At 70.3% G+C, this 18,924-nt stretch carries 19 protein-coding genes and 1 tRNA gene; 3 read left to right on the forward strand and 17 right to left on the reverse strand.

The features are described from left to right. Positions 1–46: 46 nt before the first annotated feature. From ACWGSM_RS08010 to serS, 4 genes are all read right to left on the reverse strand, one after another. Positions 47–1,315, reverse strand: coding sequence for an LCP family protein (locus ACWGSM_RS08010; protein ID WP_452322395.1), 1,269 nt, complete (start codon positions 1,313–1,315; stop codon positions 47–49). 23 nt (positions 1,316–1,338) lie between these two features. After that, positions 1,339–1,423, reverse strand: a tRNA-Ser gene (locus tag ACWGSM_RS08015). Between the two features lie 122 nt (positions 1,424–1,545). Next, entirely contained in the window at positions 1,546–2,340 is a 795-nt protein-coding gene (locus ACWGSM_RS08020) for an HAD family hydrolase (protein ID WP_452322396.1), read from the reverse strand. Continuing rightward, on the reverse strand, positions 2,337–3,653 hold the full coding sequence (gene serS / locus ACWGSM_RS08025; RefSeq protein WP_452322397.1) for a serine--tRNA ligase: 1,317 nt from the start codon (positions 3,651–3,653) through the stop codon (positions 2,337–2,339). Before serS ends, ACWGSM_RS08020 begins: the two co-directional genes overlap by 4 nt. 75 nt (positions 3,654–3,728) lie before the next feature. Here serS and ACWGSM_RS08030 point away from each other — a divergent pair, with 75 nt between their 5' ends. Beyond that, positions 3,729–4,727 carry a diacylglycerol/lipid kinase family protein gene (locus tag ACWGSM_RS08030; RefSeq protein WP_452322398.1) on the forward strand — a complete coding sequence of 333 codons (999 nt, stop codon included), beginning with the start codon at positions 3,729–3,731 and terminating at the stop codon, positions 4,725–4,727. Positions 4,728–4,740: 13 nt separating this feature from the next. On the opposite strand, the gene ACWGSM_RS08035 is transcribed toward ACWGSM_RS08030, so the two are convergent. The 3 genes from ACWGSM_RS08035 to ACWGSM_RS08045 are packed head-to-tail and all read right to left on the reverse strand — an operon-like array spanning position 4,741 to position 7,194. Beyond that, entirely contained in the window at positions 4,741–5,454 is a 714-nt protein-coding gene (locus tag ACWGSM_RS08035) for a hypothetical protein (protein ID WP_452322399.1), read from the reverse strand. A gap of 58 nt (positions 5,455–5,512) precedes the next feature. After that, positions 5,513–6,976 carry a cardiolipin synthase gene (gene cls / locus ACWGSM_RS08040; protein ID WP_452322400.1) on the reverse strand — a complete coding sequence of 488 codons (1,464 nt, stop codon included), beginning with the start codon at positions 6,974–6,976 and terminating at the stop codon, positions 5,513–5,515. Between the two features lie 44 nt (positions 6,977–7,020). Then, positions 7,021–7,194, reverse strand: a complete 174-nt coding sequence (locus ACWGSM_RS08045; protein WP_452322401.1) for a hypothetical protein — start codon at positions 7,192–7,194, stop codon at positions 7,021–7,023. Between the two features lie 161 nt (positions 7,195–7,355). On the opposite strand from ACWGSM_RS08045, the gene ACWGSM_RS08050 reads away from it, so the two are divergent. Next, the gene (locus ACWGSM_RS08050) at positions 7,356–8,480 is read left to right on the forward strand and encodes a DUF4192 family protein (RefSeq protein ID WP_452322402.1); all 1,125 of its coding nucleotides are present in this window, start codon (positions 7,356–7,358) and stop codon (positions 8,478–8,480) included. 11 nt (positions 8,481–8,491) lie between these two features. Here ACWGSM_RS08050 and ACWGSM_RS08055 read toward each other — a convergent pair whose 3' ends face one another. Both ACWGSM_RS08055 and lysS read right to left on the reverse strand, forming a co-directional pair. Beyond that, complete coding sequence (locus tag ACWGSM_RS08055) at positions 8,492–9,679, reverse strand: MarP family serine protease (RefSeq protein WP_452322403.1); 1,188 nt, start codon at positions 9,677–9,679, stop codon at positions 8,492–8,494. 13 nt (positions 9,680–9,692) lie between these two features. Next, entirely contained in the window at positions 9,693–11,216 is a 1,524-nt protein-coding gene (gene lysS, locus ACWGSM_RS08060; protein WP_452322404.1) for a lysine--tRNA ligase, read from the reverse strand. A 90-nt stretch (positions 11,217–11,306) separates the two neighbouring features. Here lysS and ACWGSM_RS08065 point away from each other — a divergent pair, with 90 nt between their 5' ends. Then, positions 11,307–13,103 (forward strand): DUF2207 domain-containing protein, encoded by a 1,797-nt coding sequence (locus ACWGSM_RS08065; RefSeq protein WP_452322405.1) that lies wholly within the window; start codon positions 11,307–11,309, stop codon positions 13,101–13,103. A gap of 19 nt (positions 13,104–13,122) precedes the next feature. On the opposite strand, the gene ACWGSM_RS08070 is transcribed toward ACWGSM_RS08065, so the two are convergent. Genes ACWGSM_RS08070 through folE form a run of 8 tightly spaced genes read right to left on the reverse strand, consistent with a single transcriptional unit; the run spans position 13,123 to position 18,924 of the window. Beyond that, positions 13,123–13,824, reverse strand: coding sequence for a DUF2520 domain-containing protein (locus ACWGSM_RS08070; protein ID WP_452322406.1), 702 nt, complete (start codon positions 13,822–13,824; stop codon positions 13,123–13,125). Further along, positions 13,821–15,581 carry a PH domain-containing protein gene (locus tag ACWGSM_RS08075; RefSeq protein ID WP_452322407.1) on the reverse strand — a complete coding sequence of 587 codons (1,761 nt, stop codon included), beginning with the start codon at positions 15,579–15,581 and terminating at the stop codon, positions 13,821–13,823. Before ACWGSM_RS08075 ends, ACWGSM_RS08070 begins: the two co-directional genes overlap by 4 nt. Then, positions 15,578–16,171, reverse strand: a complete 594-nt coding sequence (locus ACWGSM_RS08080) for a PH domain-containing protein (protein ID WP_452322408.1) — start codon at positions 16,169–16,171, stop codon at positions 15,578–15,580. Before ACWGSM_RS08080 ends, ACWGSM_RS08075 begins: the two co-directional genes overlap by 4 nt. Continuing rightward, positions 16,140–16,604 (reverse strand): DUF3180 domain-containing protein, encoded by a 465-nt coding sequence (locus tag ACWGSM_RS08085; protein ID WP_452322409.1) that lies wholly within the window; start codon positions 16,602–16,604, stop codon positions 16,140–16,142. Before ACWGSM_RS08085 ends, ACWGSM_RS08080 begins: the two co-directional genes overlap by 32 nt. Continuing rightward, positions 16,601–17,140, reverse strand: coding sequence for a 2-amino-4-hydroxy-6-hydroxymethyldihydropteridine diphosphokinase (gene folK / locus ACWGSM_RS08090; RefSeq protein WP_452322410.1), 540 nt, complete (start codon positions 17,138–17,140; stop codon positions 16,601–16,603). The genes ACWGSM_RS08085 and folK overlap by 4 nt, the downstream gene beginning before the upstream one ends. Beyond that, positions 17,140–17,508 (reverse strand): dihydroneopterin aldolase, encoded by a 369-nt coding sequence (gene folB, locus ACWGSM_RS08095; protein ID WP_452322411.1) that lies wholly within the window; start codon positions 17,506–17,508, stop codon positions 17,140–17,142. Before folB ends, folK begins: the two co-directional genes overlap by 1 nt. Position 17,509: 1 nt before the next feature. After that, positions 17,510–18,304: a dihydropteroate synthase gene (gene folP / locus ACWGSM_RS08100; RefSeq protein ID WP_452322412.1), complete on the reverse strand. Its 795-nt coding sequence runs from the start codon at positions 18,302–18,304 to the stop codon at positions 17,510–17,512. Next, positions 18,301–18,924 (reverse strand): GTP cyclohydrolase I, encoded by a 624-nt coding sequence (gene folE / locus ACWGSM_RS08105; protein ID WP_452322413.1) that lies wholly within the window; start codon positions 18,922–18,924, stop codon positions 18,301–18,303. The genes folP and folE overlap by 4 nt, the downstream gene beginning before the upstream one ends.

Genomic DNA, 18,924 nt, shown 5'->3' on the forward strand with positions numbered 1-18,924 from the left:
TACCGACCCGCACCGCCAGCGACCCGCTCAGCGTGCGGCGCCGCGATCAGCGGCGCACGTTGCCGTTGGAGCAGGTCTGCACCGCGGCCGAGTTGCCCTTGATCGAGCTCGGCAGCTGCGCGACGTCGTCGGGCACCGGGGTCTCGGTCGCGGTCGGGTCCGGTGCGTCGGTCTCCGGCGCCGCAGGAGCCTCCGGCTGCTGCACGACCACGCCGTCGTCCTTCGTGTTCTCGTGCGTGATCTGCAGCTGCTTGTTGGCGGCGATCGCATCCCACAGCGCGGTGGCCGCCTGCTTGTCCGGGACGACCTTGTTGGGATCGTTGGGGTCTGTGGCGGTCGGGTACTGCACGAAGACGATGTCCTCGAACGGCACGCTCTTCACGGCCAACGCGATCTGCACGATCTTCATCGGGTCGGCCAGCGAGGTCGACGCCTCGAGGTTGTTGAGCCCGGTGTCGGCGAGGCGCAGCATCGTGGGCACATTGCCGAGCACCTCGCCGCTGATCATCTTGCGGGCGAGACTCGACATGTACTGCTGCTGATTGCCGATGCGGCCCAGGTCCGACCCGTCGCCGACGCCGTGACGGGTGCGCAGGAACTGCAGCGCCTGCATGCCCTGGATGGTGTGCGTGCCGGCCGGCATGTCGAGACCGGTGTACTTGTCCTTGATGGGGTTCGCGAGGCACACGTCGACGCCGCCGATGGCATCCGTGATCTCGATCACTCCGCCGAAGGTGACCTTCGCGGCGAACTCGATGTCTTCGCCGGTCAGCTTCGAGATCGTCTGGGCGACGCAGTTCAGCCCGCCGCCCTCACCGCCGTGCTCGTATGCGACGTTGAGCGGCTGCTTGCTCATGGCCGAGTTGGTGCGGCCGTTCGCGTCCGTGCAGGCGGGGATGGGAAGCATCAGGTCTCGTGGGAAGCTCACGGCGGTGACGCGGCGCGGCTCGGCCGAGACGTGCACGAGCAGATTCACGTCGTTGAGTGTCCCGCTGGAGTCCTTTCCGGTGCAGCGCGCGCCGAACAGATGCGCGTACTTCTCTTCGCAGGTGTCGACGCCGGCGAGGAGGATGTCGAACCCGCCTGGATACGCGCCGATGTCCGGCGGGAGCTCTTTGGTGTCCTCGAGCTCGACCGCGTTGGCGCTCACCGTGGTCGTGAAGCTGCTGAGCACGTACCCGGCGACACCCACGCCACTCACGAGCACGACCGCGAGCACCACGCCGACGATCTTGAGCAGCTGCCCCACCGCACTCGGCGACCGCAGCTGACCATGGCGCGCCACGGGCTGGCGCCGCTTGACGGACGTGCTCACTCGGGTGGCCTTTCGACAGGAAGCGGAGGGTGTGGGATTCGAACCCACGGGACATTGCTGCCCACTGGTTTTCAAGACCAGGTCCATCGGCCGCTCGGACAACCCTCCCGACGCCGGTTCGCACCGGACGGTCAGTCGTCGAGTCTATCGGTTTCAGGAAAGCCCATCAGGACGACTCATTGTCGCGCGGCCGCCTGGGGATCTTCTGGGCAAGGCGGTCGAAAAAGCAGTCAGAGCAGGGTGCGGAGGGCGGATGCCAGACCGCCGTCCTCGACGGCGCCGGTGAGCTCGCCGGCAGCATCCTGCACTTCCGCCACCGCCTGCCCCATGGCCACCGCCCGCCCGCCGCCGGCGAGCGCCCAGGCGAACATGCCGAGGTCGTTGCGGCCGTCACCGGCCACGAGCACGTTCTCGGGCGCCACCCCGAGCTGCGCACGCACACGCTCCAGCGCGGTCCCCTTGTCGACGCCCTTCGGGGCGATGTCGAGCCAGGACGTCCAGCCGACGGCGTACGAGACCTCGTTCAGCCCGGCCTCGGCGACGATGCGCTGGAAGTCGGCCTCGTCGTGCTCGGGTGAGACGACCACGACGCGCGAGACCGGCTGCCGCATGAGCTCGTCGAACTCCACCCGACGACCGCCGTCGAGCGTCCAGTCGTCGAGCACATCGGTGTACAGCCGCGCACCGGATCCGAGCTCGACCATGTACCGCGCCTCGGGCAGGGTATCGCGCAGCAGCCCGAGCACGGGAGCGGGATCGAAGACCTCGACGCGCCAGCGTTCCCATCCCCCGCCCGCACGGCGCATCACGACCGCACCGTTCGAGCAGACGACGTGATCGGCCGTCAGGCCGAGCTCGTCGACGTATCTCTTGGTGCCGCTCCAGCTGCGTCCCGTCGCGATCATGACCTCGTACCCGGCATCGCGCACCTCGGCGATCGCCTCGGCGACGCCCGGGCTGAGCGTCTCATCCTGCAGCAGGATGGTGCCGTCGACGTCGAGCCCGACCAGGCCCCGGGAGCTCACTCGGTGCCCTGCGCGGCGTTCGACGGCTCCGACCAGCCGATCGGCCGCAGCACGTCGATGCCGCCGAGATACGGCCGCAGCACCTCCGGCACGGTGACCGAGCCGTCGGCCTGCTGGTGCGTCTCGAGGATCGCGACGATCCAGCGCGTCGTGGCCAGGGTGCCGTTCAGCGTGGCCACGGTGCGCGTCTTCGCCGGTGCCACATCGTCTGACTCCGGGCGGTACCGGATGTCGAGGCGGCGGGCCTGATACGTCGTGCAGTTCGAGGTCGAGGTGAGCTCGCGGAAAGCGCCCTGGGTGGGCACCCATGCCTCGATGTCGAACTTGCGTGCCGCACTCGAGCCGAGGTCGCCCGCAGCCACGTCGATCACGCGGTATGCGAGCCCCAGAGCGGTGAGCATCTCCTCCTGCAGTGCGACGAGGCGATCGTGCTCGGCCTCGGCGTCTTCGGGAGTCGTGTAGACGAACATCTCGAGTTTGTTGAACTGGTGCACGCGGATGATGCCGCGGGTGTCCTTGCCGTACGAGCCGGCTTCGCTGCGATAGCAGGTCGACCAGCCGGCGTACCGGTGCGCTCCCTCACCGAGGTCGAGGATCTCGTCCTTGTGATATCCGGCGAGCGGAACCTCGCTGGTGCCGACGAGGAACAGGTCCTCCTTGTCGAGGTGGTAGACCTCGTCGGCGTGCTCGCCGAGGAACCCGGTGCCCCGCATGATCTCGGGCCGCACGAGCGTCGGCACGATCATCGGCGTGAAGCCGTTCGCGAGCGCCTTGTCGAGCGCGAGGTTCATCAGCGCGATCTCGAGACGGGCGCCGATGCCCTTCAGGAAGTAGAAGCGCGAGCCCGACACCTTCACGCCGCGTTCCATGTCGATGGCGCCGAGCATCTCTCCGAGTTCGAGGTGGTCGCGCGGCTCGAAGTCGTACGAGGGCACGTCGCCGACGCGGCGCAGCTCGACGAAGTCCTCCTCGCCGCCGGCGGGAACGCCGTCGATGATGACGTTCTCGATGCGCTCGAGCGCCGCGGTCGCGGCATCCGCTGCCTCGTTCGACGCCTGCTGGGCGGCCTTGACGCGGTCGGCGAGCTGCTTCGCCTGGGCGACCAGGGCCGCCTTCTCGTCCTTGGGCGCCTTGGCGACCGTCTTGCCGAAGGCGTTCTGCTCGGCGCGCAGCGTCTCGAAGGCGTTCAGCGCGTCACGGCGCGATCGGTCGGCCTCGATCGCCGCGTCGACGGTTTCGGGGGCGTTCCCGCGCGCGATCTGTGAGCGTCGGACGAGCTCGGGGTCGTCGCGGAGCAGGGCGAGATCGATCATGGGCCAAGTCTACCGAGCGCGTTCGCCGCGCTCGGGCGGTGAGGAACCAGCGCGCGCAGGTCGTAGAGTGGCGGCATGTCGGCATCCGGGAGCGAGCACGCGCACGCGGCCCTCGTGCTCAACCCGGTGAAGGTGGACGTCGAGCGGCTGCGCTCCGGACTCGTCTCGCTCTCCCGCGCGCACGGGTGGGCTCCCCCGCGCTTTTACGAGACGAGCATCGAGGATCCCGGCCAGGGCATCACCCGCACCGCGATCGAGGCGGGAGCAGCGGCCGTCATCGCCGCGGGCGGTGACGGCACGATCCGGGCCGTCGCCGAGAGCATGGCCGGCACGGGCATCCCGTTCGCCGTCCTTCCCGGCGGCACCGGCAACCTCTTCGCCCGCAACCTGGGCTTGCCGCTGCTCGACATCGAGAAGGTGATGCAGGCCGTCTTCACCGGGTTCACCTACCCGGTCGACATGGGATGGGCTCGGCTGAACCGCCCCGACGGCACCATCACCGAGCACGGCTTCGTCGTGCTCGCGGGGATGGGGCTCGATGCCGACATGATCGCCAACACGCGAGCCGACCTGAAGCGCTCGGTGGGCTGGGTCGCCTATCTCGACGGCGCCGCCCGATCCCTTCCGGGCGCGAAGCCGTTCCGCGTGGTCTATCAGGTCGATGACGGCCGGCTGCACTCGACCAAGGTGCACAGCATGCTGTTCGCCAACTGCGGCGCCCTGCCGGCGGGTATCGCTCTGCTGCCGGATGCCTCACTCGATGACGGCGCGATGGACATCGCTCTCATCCAGGCCACGGGCCCCCTGGGATGGCTGGGCATCTGGCGCAAGGTGTGGTGGGACAACTCCGTGCTGCGCCGCACGCGTGCGGGACGGCGGGTGCTCGAGCGGCGCGGCCGAGACGCGTCGATCCGCTACCTGCGCGGAGCCGAGGCCGATGCCGCCATGATCGGGCCGACCTCGATCGAGCTCGACGGAGATGAGCTGGGCGTCGCGGTGCGGATGGTGTGCCGCGTGCAGCGCGGTGGACTCACGATCGTGCTGCCCGACGGACACGACACGTCCGGTTTCTGAGCGTCGGCGACGATCAGCCCTCGACGGCGACCTTTCCGTCGAGACCTCCGCCGACCAGGGTCAGCTCGTAGGGACCGCCGTCGTGAGCTTCCGGGATCGAGAGGGGGGTCAGGCGCGGGGCGACGTCCATCGTGCAGGGGCGGTCGATGTCCTGCAGCGTAACGGTCGCACCGGCATCGGTCGTCTGAATGTCGTTCACGACCGGCGGGCACGAGCTCGACCCCCAGGTCAACAGCACGATGCCGCCGTCGTCGAACCAGCTCGCCGACGGCTGGTACTCGGTCTGCTCCTGCGGGGCCTCGGCGAGCGCGCTCAGGTCGACCGTGTCGGTGCGCTGTCCGTGCACGATCTCGACCTCGACGTCCGAGGTGACGTCGACTCCCTCGGGCACCGGAACCATCAGCGCACGCGGCGCCAGGTCATCGGTGCACGCCTTCTCGCCGCTTGCGGCGAGGGTCACCCGGATGCCGTGCTCGGCCTTCGCGACATCACCCAGCGTCGGAGCGCATGACGACGAGCCCCAGGTCAGCACGGCGATCGCACGGCCGCCGTCGAGCCACGCCACGTCGACCTCGCTGACTCCGTCGGCGATCGGCGGGGTCGAGTCCTCGCTCGGCGTGCGGGAGCTCGTCGGCGCGTCCGAACCGGGGGTTCCTGCGCACGCCGTGGCGAGCAGGGCGACGGCGGCGAGTACCGCGACGGCGGAGGATGCGCGGAGGAGTCTCATGTCTTGATGGTGTCACGGTGGGGACGAACGTCCCAAAGCGGGTGGCGTCGCCCGAGGCTCACTGCAGCGCGGAGGTCAGGCGTGCGAGGTTGTCGAGCACCGTCGAGCGCAGCGGCTGCTGCATCCACTCCTCCAGCGTCAGCTCGCGACTGAGCGAGCGGTAGTCGTCTTCGACGACCCGCATCTCGTCGACGAACTCCTCCCCGCGCACGAGCATCGACACCTCCATGTTCAGGCCGAACGAGCGGATGTCCATGTTGCTCGAGCCGATCACCGCGACCTGATCGTCGATCGTGAGGCTCTTGGTGTGCAGGATGTACGGCTTGGGGTACATCCAGATGCGGATGCCGGCGCGCAGGAGCGCCTCGTAGTAGCTGCGCTGCGCGTGGTAGACCATCGCCTGATCGCCCTGCTCGGAGACGAACAGCTCGACCTGCACGCCGCGGTCCACTGCCGACGTGACGGCCGCGAGAAGCGCCTCATCGGGCACGAAGTAGGGGCTGACGATCATGATCCGATCCTGCGCGGCGTACAGCAGGCCGAGGAACAGGCGCAGATTGTTCTCGACCTCGAAGCCCGGCCCGGACGGCACGATCTGGCAGTCCAGATCGCCGTGGCTGGTCTCTACGCGCGTGATGTCGATGCCCTCGGGCACGGTGTCGGTCTCGGCGTAGTAGTCACTGAGGAACACGGCGTTGAGGCTCGCGACGACCGGCCCCTCGACGCGCACCATGAGGTCGACCCAGTGCAGCCCCAGACGGATGTTCTTGGGCAGGTTGTACGAGGAGTCGGTGATGTTCTGCGAACCGAGGAAGCCGACCGCGCCGTCGATGACGAGGAGCTTGCGGTGGTTGCGCAGGTCGGGTCGCTGGATGCGGCCGCGCAGCGGCTGCACGGGCAGCATGAGGTGCCAGTCGGCCCCCATCTTCTCGAGGCGCCGGATGGTCTCGCGGTACTTCGGCTTCCAGCGGTTGGCCCAGTAGTCGAGCAGCACGCGCACCGGGATGCCGCGGGCCGCCGCCTCTTCCATCGCCCGGAAGAAGTTGTCTGTCGAGGAGTCCGCCTGCAGGATGTAGAACTCCACGTGCACGTAGTCCACGGCGCCGCGGATGGCCTCGGCCATGTCGTCGAGCGAGGTCTGGTAGTCGCTGATCAGATGCGCGGAGTTGTCGCCGGAGAGCGGCAGAGCGCCCATCGCCTGGCTCATCCTGACCAGCGGGGGGAACCACTCCGGCGGGTCGGGGCGCAGCGAGCCGAGACGCAGATTGCTGGCGGTGTCGGCGATGTACTCGTTGATCCGCTCCTGCTGGCGCCGGCGCGCCCGGGGCAGCCTCGGGTTTCCGATCAGGAGGAAGAGGAGGATGCCGAGGACGGGGATGAAGAAGATCGCCAGCAGCCACGCCATCGCCGCGGTGGGGCGGCGATTGCGGGGGACGACGATGACCGCGAAGACACGGACGCTGAGGTCGATGATGACGTAGACGAGCACCGCCCACCAGGGCCAGCTGTTCACGTCGAGCACAGACCCTCCCCTGCCGATAGCCTCGGCTCAGCGTAGCCCGTGCTTCAGACGCGCGGCGGCAGGCCGCGAGCTGCGCGCTCTTCGGCCTCGATCTGGGCGTGCACCTTGCGCTCTGTGCGATCGAAACGCAGGATGCCGCGGAGCACGATCACGAAGACCACGCTCACGGCGACGGTCGGCAGAAGTGACCACGCCACAGCAACCCAGAAACTCTCCACGCTGCCATCGTACCGCCCGCGTCTGTGAGCGGGCCGCCGGGGGCGCATGCGCGGGTATCCTTCCTCCACACCGTGGCCTCTGCCGGCACCTGTGCACCGCAGCCGGGGAGGGCGCCCCAGCCTCCGATCGGGTGTAGGCGGCGTCGAGCACACTCCCCTTCATGACCACAATCATCCACGCCACAGATCCGGCCGAGTTCCTCGGCCTCGTACCGGCGCTCGCCGGCTTCACCCCGCGCAACAGCATCGTCATGCTGCCCTTCCGCGGCACACGCACACAGGGCGCGATGCGCATCGACCTGCCGACGGACGACATCGATCCCGACGACTTCGCCGACGTCGCACTGCGCGCCCTGCTGCAGGTGCCCGACACCGACGCGGTCGCCGTCGTCGCCTACACGGACGACGGGGCGGCGCAGGTACCCGACGGGCTGCTGCTGCCGCACCTCTCCGTCGCCGAGGCGATCGTCGACGTGTGCGCCCACGCCGGGCTGCGGGTGGTCGAGGCGCTGTGCGTCACCCCGCACGGCTGGGGCGACTACCTCGACGACGTCCCGCAGATCCGCCCGCTCGACGACATCCCCGCGGCTCCCGCGGTGCCGGGCGTCGGCGACGTCAGCGGCGATCAGCTCGCCGGCGCCGAGCTGCCGCGCAGCGATCTCGTCGAGCGCGAGAGCGTGGGCCGCGCCCTGCGCGACCTCGGCGACGCGATCGAGCACAGGACCCACGGCACAGCCACCGGCACCGGCACCGGCACCGGGACTCCCCTCGCGATCGTGGCCGCCGAAGTGCTGCTCGACGACCTGCCGCACTTCGTCGAGCATCTCCTCGACTCCCCCCTCGACGACGACCCGTTCGCCTGCGCCGCCCTGCTGTGGTGCCTCAGCCGCCCGCCGCTGCGAGACGCGATCCTCGTGCAGTGGGCCACCGACCTCGATTTCGGGTATCGGGCGTTCGACGCGCAGCTCGCCTTCTCGAGTGATCGCACCACGGTGCCGGATGCCATCGGCGAGGTGTTCATGGGCCGCGGCCCGCGGCCGGATCTCGACCGGCTCGGGTGCGCGCTGCAGGTGGTGCGCTCTGCCGCCGCGCGTGCACCGCGCCACGCCAAGGCCGGCGCGCTCACCGCCGCGGCGTGGCTGGCGTGGGCCATGGGCCGCTCGTCGCACGCGGGTGCCTACGTCGACGAAGCGCTGCGCCTCGAGCCTGGCCACAGCATGGCGTCGCTCATCTCGAGCATCCTCGCTGCGGCGATGCTGCCCGAGTGGGCGCTGCGCCGGCCGTGACCGCACGTGGGTCAGCGGATGCAGGCGCCGACCGACACGGGCGCCGAGGCGGTGCCGAGCTGGGCGACGACGGGCAGCAGTTCCTCGTTCGTCATCGCGTAGCCGACGTTGGGCGTGGCGGCGTCCTTCGCGAACACCATCCCGGCGACCTGTCCTCCCGCGGTGAGCAGCGGGCCGCCCGAGTTGCCGGGTTCGACTTGGGCCCGCAGCGCGTAGACGCTGCGGGGAGCCGTGCTGCCGCCGTAGATGTCGCTCACGGGCGCGCTCGACGACGAGACCACTCCGGCCGCCGTCACGCGGAACGGTCCGCCGAACGGGTACCCCATGACGGCGCCGCTCTCGCCTGGAGCCAGCGCCTCGGCCAGCCCGAGCGGCGGTGCCTGCACGTCGGCGGCGATCACGGCGATGTCGTCGATCGGGTCGAAGTACACCACGGTGGCGTCGCGTGCGGGCTCGCCCGGCACCTCGACGATCGGGGCGCGCACACCGGCCAGGACGTGCGCGTTGGTCATGATCCGGTCTTCAGCGATCACGAACCCGGTTCCCGTCGAGATCACCCCGCAGCCGTCCGCCGCGCCCGAGACCTTCACGACAGAACCGGCCGCGCGCTCGAGCTCGGGAGTGGCGAGTTCGATCGGTGTCGCCTCGGGAGCGGCATCCAGCTGCCCGGGCTGCAGCAGCCCCTCGAGAGTGGGGAGCACCGTCTCGCCGAAAGCGAACGCGTTGAGCCGGGCCGCCGCCTCCGCGAGAGGCGGCGGGATGTACCGCTCGACGGTGCGCAGCACGCTCGACGATGCAACCGTGGCAGACAGCACGGGAACACCCGCAGACGCGATCGCGGAGCCGACCATCGTGATCGCCAGGGCTGCGGCGATCAGGGCGGTGAGCCCGCCGAGCAGCCGCTCCGCCAGCCGAAGCCGCAGCCGGTCGGCCCCGCGGCGCACGACGCGGCCGATCGCCGCGCCGATACTCGCGCCCACGGCGAGCAGCGCGACGGCCGTGAGCACGAGCAGGGGTCCTCTCGGCCCGCTCTCGGGAACGGTGCGCGCCACGAGGGGCAGCACCCACGGGGCGGCCACGGCTCCGAGCACCAGACCGCACACCGAGCCGAGCACGGCGAACAGCCCCGCACCGAGCCCTGTCGCGACCGACGCGATCAGCAGCACGGCGATCAGCAGGTCGACGACGTTCGGCGTCATGCCCGGGCTCCGGTCACTTCACCAGTGGGAAGAGGATGGTCTCGCGGATGCCGAGGCCGGTGATGGCCATCAGCAGACGGTCGATGCCCATGCCCATGCCGCCTGACGGCGGCATGCCGTGCTCGAGCGCGCGCAGGAACTCTTCGTCCACGGGCATCGCCTCGACATCGCCGCGGGCGGCGAGCCCTGCCTGCTCGACGAAGCGCTCACGCTGGATGACCGGGTCGACCAGCTCGGAGTACCCGGTGGCCAGCTCGAAACCGCGCACGTACAGGTCCCACTTCTCGACGACGCCCGGGATCGAGCGGTGCTCGCGCACGAGAGGCGAGGTGTCGACCGGAAAGTCCATCACGAAGGTCGGGCGCGTGAGCTCGACCTTCACGAAGTGCTCCCAGAGCTCTTCGATCAGCTTGCCGTGCGTGGGGTGCGGGGGGATGTCGACCCCGTTCGACTCGGCGTACGCGATGAGGTCTGCCACATCGTCGTGCGGGGTGAACTCGCGCCCCGCGGCGGCCGACAGTGAGCCGTACATCGAGATGCGATCCCACTCGCCCCCGAGGTCGTACTCGGTGCCGTCGGCCCAGGTGACCGTCGTGGAGCCAGCGACCGCGATCGCCGCGTTCTGAATGAGCTCCTGGGTGAGATCGGCGATGCCGTTGTAGTCGCTGTACGCCTGATACGCCTCGAGCATCGCGAACTCGGGGCTGTGCGTCGAGTCGGCACCCTCATTGCGGAAGTTGCGGTTGATCTCGTAGACCCGCTCGATGCCGCCGACGACCGCGCGCTTGAGGTACAGCTCGGGGGCGATGCGCAGGTACAGCTCGGTGTCGAACGCGTTCGAGTGGGTGATGAACGGGCGCGCCGAGGCTCCGCCGTGCTGCACCTGCAGCATCGGGGTCTCGACTTCGAGGAACTCGTGCGAGGTGAACGTCGCACGCAGGCTGGCGTTCACGGCGGCGCGGGCGCGCACGGTGGTGCGGGCCTGGTCGCGCACGATGAGGTCGAGGAAGCGGCTGCGCACGCGGCCCTCCTCGTTGAGTTCCGAGTACGCGTTCGGCAGCGGCAGGATCGCCTTCGACGCGATCTGCCAGGCTTCGGCCATGATCGACAGCTCTCCGCGACGGCTGGAGATGACTTCGCCGCGCACGAAGACGTGGTCGCCGAGGTCGACGAGCGCCTTCCAGTCGGCCAGCGACTCCTCGCCCACGTTCGCCAGCGAGACCATGGCCTGGATGCGCGAGCCGTCGCCGGCCTGCAGCGTCGCGAAGCACAGCTTGCCGGTGTTGCGGCTGAACACCACACGACCGGCGACGCCCGCGACGACTCCGGTCGCGGTGTCGGGCTCGAGCTCGCCGTACTCGGCGCGCAGCGCCGGGATGCTGTGCGTCACCGGCACCGACACGGGGAACGCGCCGCCACCGGCGTCCATCCGCTTCTCGATCAGCCGCTCCCGCTTCGCGAGGCGAACCGCCTTCTGCTCGAAGACATCGTCTACGAGCTCGGCGGATGCGGGGGTCGGCGCGGGCGCGTCAGTCATGGGTGTGGCTCCTTGGAAAGTCCCCTCGAGTCTACCGGCGCGCGCGCCGCGGCCCTGAGACTGTCGTCGGCTGCGGGGTAGCCTCTCGACATGCGTGCTCAGCGAATTCCCGCCCTGCTCGATGCCCGGAGGGCGCTCGGCGCTCTCGCGTTCGCCGTCGGGCTGCTCGCCGCGCTGCTGCCCGTCGCCCCGGCGGCCGCCGATGTGGACGACTTCTCGTACTCGTCGTGGGATGCGCGCTACGACGTCTCGCTCGATGACGAGGGTCGCGCGTTCGCGCATGTCACCGAGACGCTGGTCGCCGAGTTCCCGCAGCACGATCAGAACAAGGGCATCATCCGGGGCTACCCGCAGCGCTACCTCGGTGCGGGACTCGACATCGACATCGTCTCGGTGACGGATGCCGAGGGGCGCGACGTGCCCTTCGAGGTCGAGACCGAGGACGACATGGTGTTGGTGCTCACCGGCACCGACGACTACGTGCACGGTTCGACGACGTACGTGATCCGGTCGACCATGCGCGACTTCATGATGCACGGCGCCGAGTCGGGCAACGACGAGTTCTACTGGAACCTGCTGCCGCTGAACAGCACGCAGGACATCGGGCGCTTCGACGCCGAGATCCGCTTCGCTCCCGATCTCGCGGCCGCGGCCACCGGCGACACCGCCTGCTACTCCGGCCTGCAGGGCGAGCGTCGCGCCTGCGACCTCGAGAAGCCGCAGGACGGCTCCACGTTCCGGGTGCGCTCCGGCGCCCTTGAGGCGGGCGAGGGCGTGACGGTGGCCATCGGATTCGCCGCCGGCACGGTGGCTCAGCCCGCAGCCCGCGAGCCCGATCCCGTGGCGGATTTCGCGCCGGTGGTCGCCGGCGGAGCGACGCTGGTCACCGCCGCCGGTGCCTGGATCGCGGTCGCGGGCATGCGCCGCCGACGCCGCACCGCGACGGGCATCGTCATCGCGCAGTTCGACGTGCCCGCAGACGTGCCTCCCCTCCTCGCCGCTCCGCTCATCGTGCGGGCACCGAACCCGGCGCCCGCCGAGATGGTGCACCTGGCGGTGCGGGGCGCACTGCGCCTGGAGGACGACGGCGAGGATGGTCCGGCCCTGCGCCTGATCGACAGGACCCGGTCCGGGCATCCGCTGGACTCGGCCATGATCGATGCTCTCTTCCCCCGGAAGACGACCGTCCGGCGCATCCCGAGCGAGGACGCGAAGTTCGCCAAGCGCATGCAGAAGCTCGTCGCGAAGGGTGCCGCCGAAGCGAAGAGACGCGGCTGGCTCGCCTCCGAGCGCAGCCGCGCGGCGATGACGATCGGCTGGGTGTCGGTCGGGATGCTGGTGGTCACCCTCGCTCTGCTCATCTGGACGGCCTCGAAAGATCGCGACCTGCTGCCGCTGTCGGTCATCACCTTCATCCTCGCGGCCGTCGGCGTCGGCGTCTCGGCGATCGTGGCGTTCAGCCGGCACACCGTGCTCACCCCGCAAGGGGCTGAGCAGGCCGAGTACCTGCTGGGCGTGCGGGAGTTCATCCGCGTCGCCGAGACCGATCGGCTGCGCATGCTGCAATCGGTCGAGGGTGCCGAACGACGCTCCGACGGCTCGATCGACGTGATCCATCTGTACGAGAGGCTGCTGCCGTACGCGATGCTCTTCGGCGAGGAGCGCAGCTGGTCGAGGGTGCTGGAGACCACGTACGCCGACACCGGTCGCGACCCCGACTGGGTCAGCACCTACGTCGGCGTCTCGCTCGCATCGCGCCTGTCGAGCTACTCGAGTTCGATGAACACCGCAGCCACCTACACGCCCTCGAGTTCATCGTCCGGCGGGTCGACCGGGGGCGGTTTCTCGGGCGGCGGCGGAGGCGGCGGGTTCTCCGGCGGACGCTGACCGCTGCTCTCCGACGGGTTCAGTGCTCGGCGGGCGGGGAGAGCGGGTCGGATGCCGCGCGCAGCGCCTGCTCGACGGTCGAGCCGACCAGGGCCGAGAGATAGCCGCCGGGGTTGTCGATTCCCACGCCCCGCAGCAGGCTCGTCGCCTGCTGCACGATCGAGCGGGAGAACTCGGATGCCGTGGCGATCGCCTCGGCGTACATCGGCCGATCCTCCTCGGCGATGACGACCGGCTCGCAGCCCATCTCGACCGCGAGCGCCTGCGCGATCGGCAGCACGGCCGCGGGTGCGGTCACGGCGGCGAAGGCGGCCTGCAGCTGCCGCAGATCGATGGTGGTGCCGGTGAAGGCGATGGCCGGATGCACGGCGAGCGGTATCGCCCCGCGCTCGGCGGCCGGGCGCAGCACCTCGATGCCGTAGGCGGGGTCGGTGTGCAGCACGAGCTGGCCCATCTGCCAGCCGCCGACCTCGGCGATGCCGCCGACCAGTCGGGGAAGCTCGTCGTGCGGCACGGCGACGATGACGAGCTCGCTGCGCCGGGTCACCTCGAGAGCGTCCAGCACGGGCACGCCGGGCAGGACGGCGGCCGCGCGGTCGTCATCCGAACCCGAGGTCATGCCGGTGATCGCATGGCCGGCGCCGGCGAGCGCGGCGCCGATGATCGGTCCGACCCGCCCCGCGCCGATGATGCCGATGCCCAGACGTCCGTCTCGCGTCATGGCTGCGCCCATCCTGGCGGCTGCGCTTGCCCGTGGTCGGTGCGCACCGCCTCGGCACCCGGCTGTGCTGCTTCGTCGTCGGACGGCACCGGATCGACGTGATGCTCGGCCCAGCGGTGCGTGCGGTCAGCCGATGCCGCGAGGGCGGCAGCCCGGCTGACGCCGTCGAGCAGCGCGATCGCGTCATCGCGTTCGAGACCCGACATGGTGCCCGTGACGGGACCGGCGACTGAATGGATCTGCCCGTGCGAGACGCGCTGCAGCCGGTCGATCGGCCCCTGCGAGATCGACACGCTCTGCAGCCGCGCGAGGGGGAACACCGAGAGACGGCGCCACAGGAAGCCGCGGCGCACCCGTACCGTGTGCTCGGTGAGGCGGTACCCGTGCCGCTTCCACGACAGGGGGCGCCGCCAGGCGGCCCGCGCCGGAATCGTGCGGTACGGGTCGTCGGCCGCCGGACCCACGACGCCGTTCTCCCACAGCTCGGAGACCTCGGGTGGGGTCATCCCGGGCAGCACCAGCGCGAGCACGCGTTCCACGTCGGCGCGGCGGCCGACCGGCAGCACGATGTTGAACTGCTGCGCGTTGCTGGAGGACTGCTGCGCGACGCTCTTGCCGGTCATGCGGTTGATCTTCACCGTCCACCAGCCGAACGGGCGCCACAGCAGCGACTGCGACACCTCGACGGCGAAGATCCTTCCCGGCGGCAGCGTCTCGGTGATGGTCGTGAGCAGACCGAACGTGATGCGCACGCCGTCGGGCGTCGGGGCGATCGAGTAGCGCAGAGATTTCGAGATCTGGGCCCAGGTGATGCCGACCACGGCGATGATCAGCGGGATGCCCATCCCGAGGCTGAGCGCGAGGATCGCGAGCGCGATGTCGGCGGGGTTCTCTCCGTCGGCCGTCATGCCGAGGTACATCGCGACGATGGAGACGACGTAGATGGCACCGAAGAAGAGCACCCACAGCACCGCCGAGACGAGCTGCGATCCGCTCAGCCGCCCGGCGGGGATCCTGACGACGCTCTCGGGTGCGATGTCGGCGAGGTCGACGCCCTCGATCAGTCCCGAGACTCCCGCGTTCATCGATCCGATGAGCGCCTCGCGGGCGGTCGGGGCAGGCGTCGTTCCGGATGCCACCTGGCGGGCGCTGCGGGCGCCGGCCGCGAGCCGCAGGATGTCGGCGCGCACGGCCTCGGCGACCCCCGTCGACAGGTACTCGAGCGGCACGTTGGCGTCGTTGCCCGCGCCGACGACCTCGAGCTTCGCCAGCCCGATCAGACGCGCGGGGAACGGACGGGTGAGGTTGACGCCCTGCACACGGTCGAGCGGGGCACGCCGGTGCGACCGGAACAGCAGCCCCTTGCGCATCTCGACATGCTCTCCGGTGATGCGGAACTGCTGGAAGCGCCAGAGGAACCAGAAGACGGCGATGAGCAGCACGACCAGCCCGAGCACGGCGAGCAGTGCGAGCAGCACCAGGTCGTTCTCGAGCACCCAGTCGACGGGGTCACCCCCGCTGGTGCGGAAGCCCGAGTCGGGGGCGAAGAGCCGCACGACCCAGTCGATCAGCTTGTCGCGCATGTTGGCGATGATGATGCCCGCCACGACCAGCAGCGTGAGGCCGCCCTTGAACAGCGGGGTGAGCGGATGCATCCGGTGCCAGTCGCCGTCGGCGAGCGACGATGATCCGCCCGGCGGCAGTCCGCCCGGCGGCACAGGACCGGGCGCGGTGTCGGGGTGCTCGGGAGTGCTCACAGACCGGTCCGTCGGGTCTCGGCGACCTCGATGAGGGCATCGCGCAGCGCCTCGGCCGCAGCCTGTGTGAGCCCGGGGATCTGCACACCAGTGGCGGCAGCGGCCGTGACCATCTTCAGCTGCGAGAGCCCGAAGACGCGGTCGAGCGGACCCTGCGTGATGTCGACGAGCTGCATGCGCCCGTAGGGAACGGCCACCATCCGCTGCCACAGGATGCCGCGGCGGAAGACGATGTCGTCGGCGCGCATCATGTAGCCCAGCGCCCTCGCCTGTCGGGGCAGGATGGCGAGCGTGACGAGGTCGATCGCGATGACGGCGCCGGCGGGGATCCAGACCCACGTCATGTCGAGCGCGAAGGCGGCCACCGCCGCGGCGATCGCGACGATGAGGATGATGATCGCGTTCTGCACGAACTGCGACGTCACGTAACGCGGCGAGATCTGATGCCACGTGCCGTCCAGCGCCAGGGCGCCGCTGCCGCGCGGGGCGCGGATGCCCGAGTACGTCCCCTCGTCGAGCACGTCGGCCGCTACGGGAGCGGGTGGCGTCAGGCTCGGTTCACGAGGCGGGGTCGTCTGGCTGTCGCTCATCAGGATCCTTCGGCAGGGTGCAGAACTGTTCCGCGATGAGGGCCGCCCCGACCAGCAGCGCTGCGCAGATGATGAGGGCGATCATCGCCACCACCGACCCTACCGGCGCCGGCACCGGGCGGGTGGAGAGGAAGAGCAGCAGGCCGGCTCCGAAACCGAGCATGATCGCACCGAGCAGGCTCGACGCGCGTGCGAGCGTCGCGGCGCGCAGCGCGCGGAACGGATCGATCCTCCGGCCGCCGCGGGTGCTGCGACGCACGGGCAGGGCCAGCAGCAGCACGGCGACCGCGATGAGCGCGAGCAGCACCGGCAGGAAGCCTGACGGCGTGAAGGTGGCGCGGCCGGTGACGGTGAGCATGTGGTCGAAGGCGAAGCCCGCGCCGGTCGCCAGCAGCGCGAGCACGAGCAGCGACGCTGCGGAGGTGCGCTTCATCGATCGTCCGATGAGCGCAGCGTGCGCACCAGTTCGTCGACGCGTCCCGCTCCGGGGAGCACGGCCTCGGGGTCGATGGTGAGCCAGGGCTCGAGCACGAAGAGCCGCTCGGCGGCCCGCGGATGCGGCACCTGCAGATGCTCGGCGTCGCTGGTGAAGTCGCCGTACGCGATGAGGTCGAGGTCGAGCGTGCGGTCACCCCAGCGCGCCCGTCGCACCCGGCCCTGCTCCTCCTCGACCGCATGCAGCATGCCGAGCAGCACCTGTGGTGCAAGACGGGTGGTCATCAGGGCGACGGCGTTGAGGTAGGCAGGTGCATCGGGGTCGGGACCGTCGAGCTTCACCGCCACCGTCTCGATGGGCTCCGACATCACGAGCTCGTCGACCAGCGGCAGACGGCGCAGCCGCTCGGCCGCGGCGCGCAGCATGTCCCCGCGGTCGCCCTCATTGGAGCCGAGTGCGATCACCGCGACCTGCGGCTCGCGCCCTGGCCGCGGGTCGGGCAGTTCGGGGAGGTGGGTGAGACGTCGATCCATCATCGCCTCCCCCGCCGGATGGTGACCGACACATCGGCGAACGTCTGCTCGATCGGCGCGTGCGGCTTGTGCACGGTGACCGTGACGTTGTGCACGCGTGGGTCGTCCAGCGTCGCATCGGCGATGCGCTGCGCGAGAGTCTCGATGAGGTTCACCGCTTCGCCCGCGACGATCCCCGCGACCCTGTCCGCCAGCTCGCCGTAGTGCACGGTGTCTGCCACGTCGTCCGACGCGGCCGCCGCCGTGAGCGACAGCTGCAGCGTGAGGTCGATCGTGAACTCCTGGCCCTGCCGGCGCTCGAAGTCGAACACGCCGTGATACCCGAACACGCTCAGTCCGGTGAGGGTGATCTCGTCGAGCTCGCTCATGTCAGACTCCATCCCACGCGGTCGCCACGGCGAGAGCATCGCGGGTCGCGCCCACGTCGTGCACCCGCACCGCCCACGCTCCCGCTCGGGCGGCGAGCGCGCTCGTCACCGCCGTCGCGAGGTCACGGCGCGACTGGTCGGCCTCCCCGTCGAGGGTCTCGGCGAGGAAGCGCTTGCGCGACGTGCCGATCAGCACGCGGTGTCCGAGCCCGACGATCTCGTCCAGCCCGCGCAGCACGTCCCAGTTCTGCTCGCCCGACTTCGCGAAGCCGATGCCCGGGTCGAGGATGACGCGCGACGGGGCGATCCCGGCGACGGCCGCCGCGGTGACACGTGCGCGGAGCTCGGATGCGACCTCGCGGGCGATCCGCACGTACTGCGCACGGGCGTACATGTCGGCCGACGGCCCGCGCCAGTGACCGATCGCGATGTCGGCATCCAGCTCGGCGACCGTCGCGAGCATCCGCTCGTCGGCGAGTCCGCCCGAGACGTCGTTCACGATGCGGGATCCTGCGCGCACGGCCGCTGCGGCGGTGTCGGCGTTGAGGGTGTCGATCGATGTCGGGATGCCGTCGGCAGTGAGCGCCTCGATCACGGGAAGCACTCGCCGCTGCTCCTCGACGCTGCCGATGCGCTCCGCGCCGGGCCGGGTGGACTCGCCGCCCACGTCGATCATGGTCGCGCCCAGTGCCCGCATGGTGCGGGCGCGGGCGACGGCGATGTCGAGCTCGACATACCGGCCGCCGTCGCTGAACGAGTCGGGGGTGATGTTCAGGATGCCCCAGATGCCCGTCATCCGTGACCCCCGCCACCCTGGGTCCCCGAGCCTGCCGAAGGGCCGCCGATCAGGACGATGAGCTCAGCCCGCGCCGCGGGCTCGACGAACTCACCACGGGCCGCGATGGTCACCGTGGTGGCGAGCGGCTGCCGGCCGCCGCGCGTCGTCACGCAGCCGTGCGAGGCGTCGAGCACGACCAGCACGCCGCGGGTGTCGAGGTTGTCGGCGATGGCATCCGCCACCTGCTCACCCAGCCGCTCCTGCACCTGCGGGCGGGAGGCGAGCGTCTCGACGACCTTCACCAGCGCCCCCAGCCCGACCACCTGCTCGCCCGGCAGGTACGCGATGTGCGCCACGCCGGCGAAGGGCAGCAGGTGATGCTCGCAGACCGAGCGGAAGCGGATGTCGCGCAGCAGCACCGCACCGGAGGGCAGGGTGTCGGGCGCGGGCCCTCGCGCGACGCTGATGGTGCGCGCGAGGTGCGTCGCCGGATCCTCGCCGACGCCGGCGAAGAACTCGGAGTACAGCTCGGCCATGCGACTCGGGGTCTGCGTGAGCCCGGGACGGTCGGGATCCTCCCCGATCGCCTCGAGCAGTTCGCGGGTGAGCCGCTCGATGCGCGCCCTGTCGACGCTCAC

This window comes from Microbacterium sp. NPDC055521 (genome assembly GCF_053619695.1).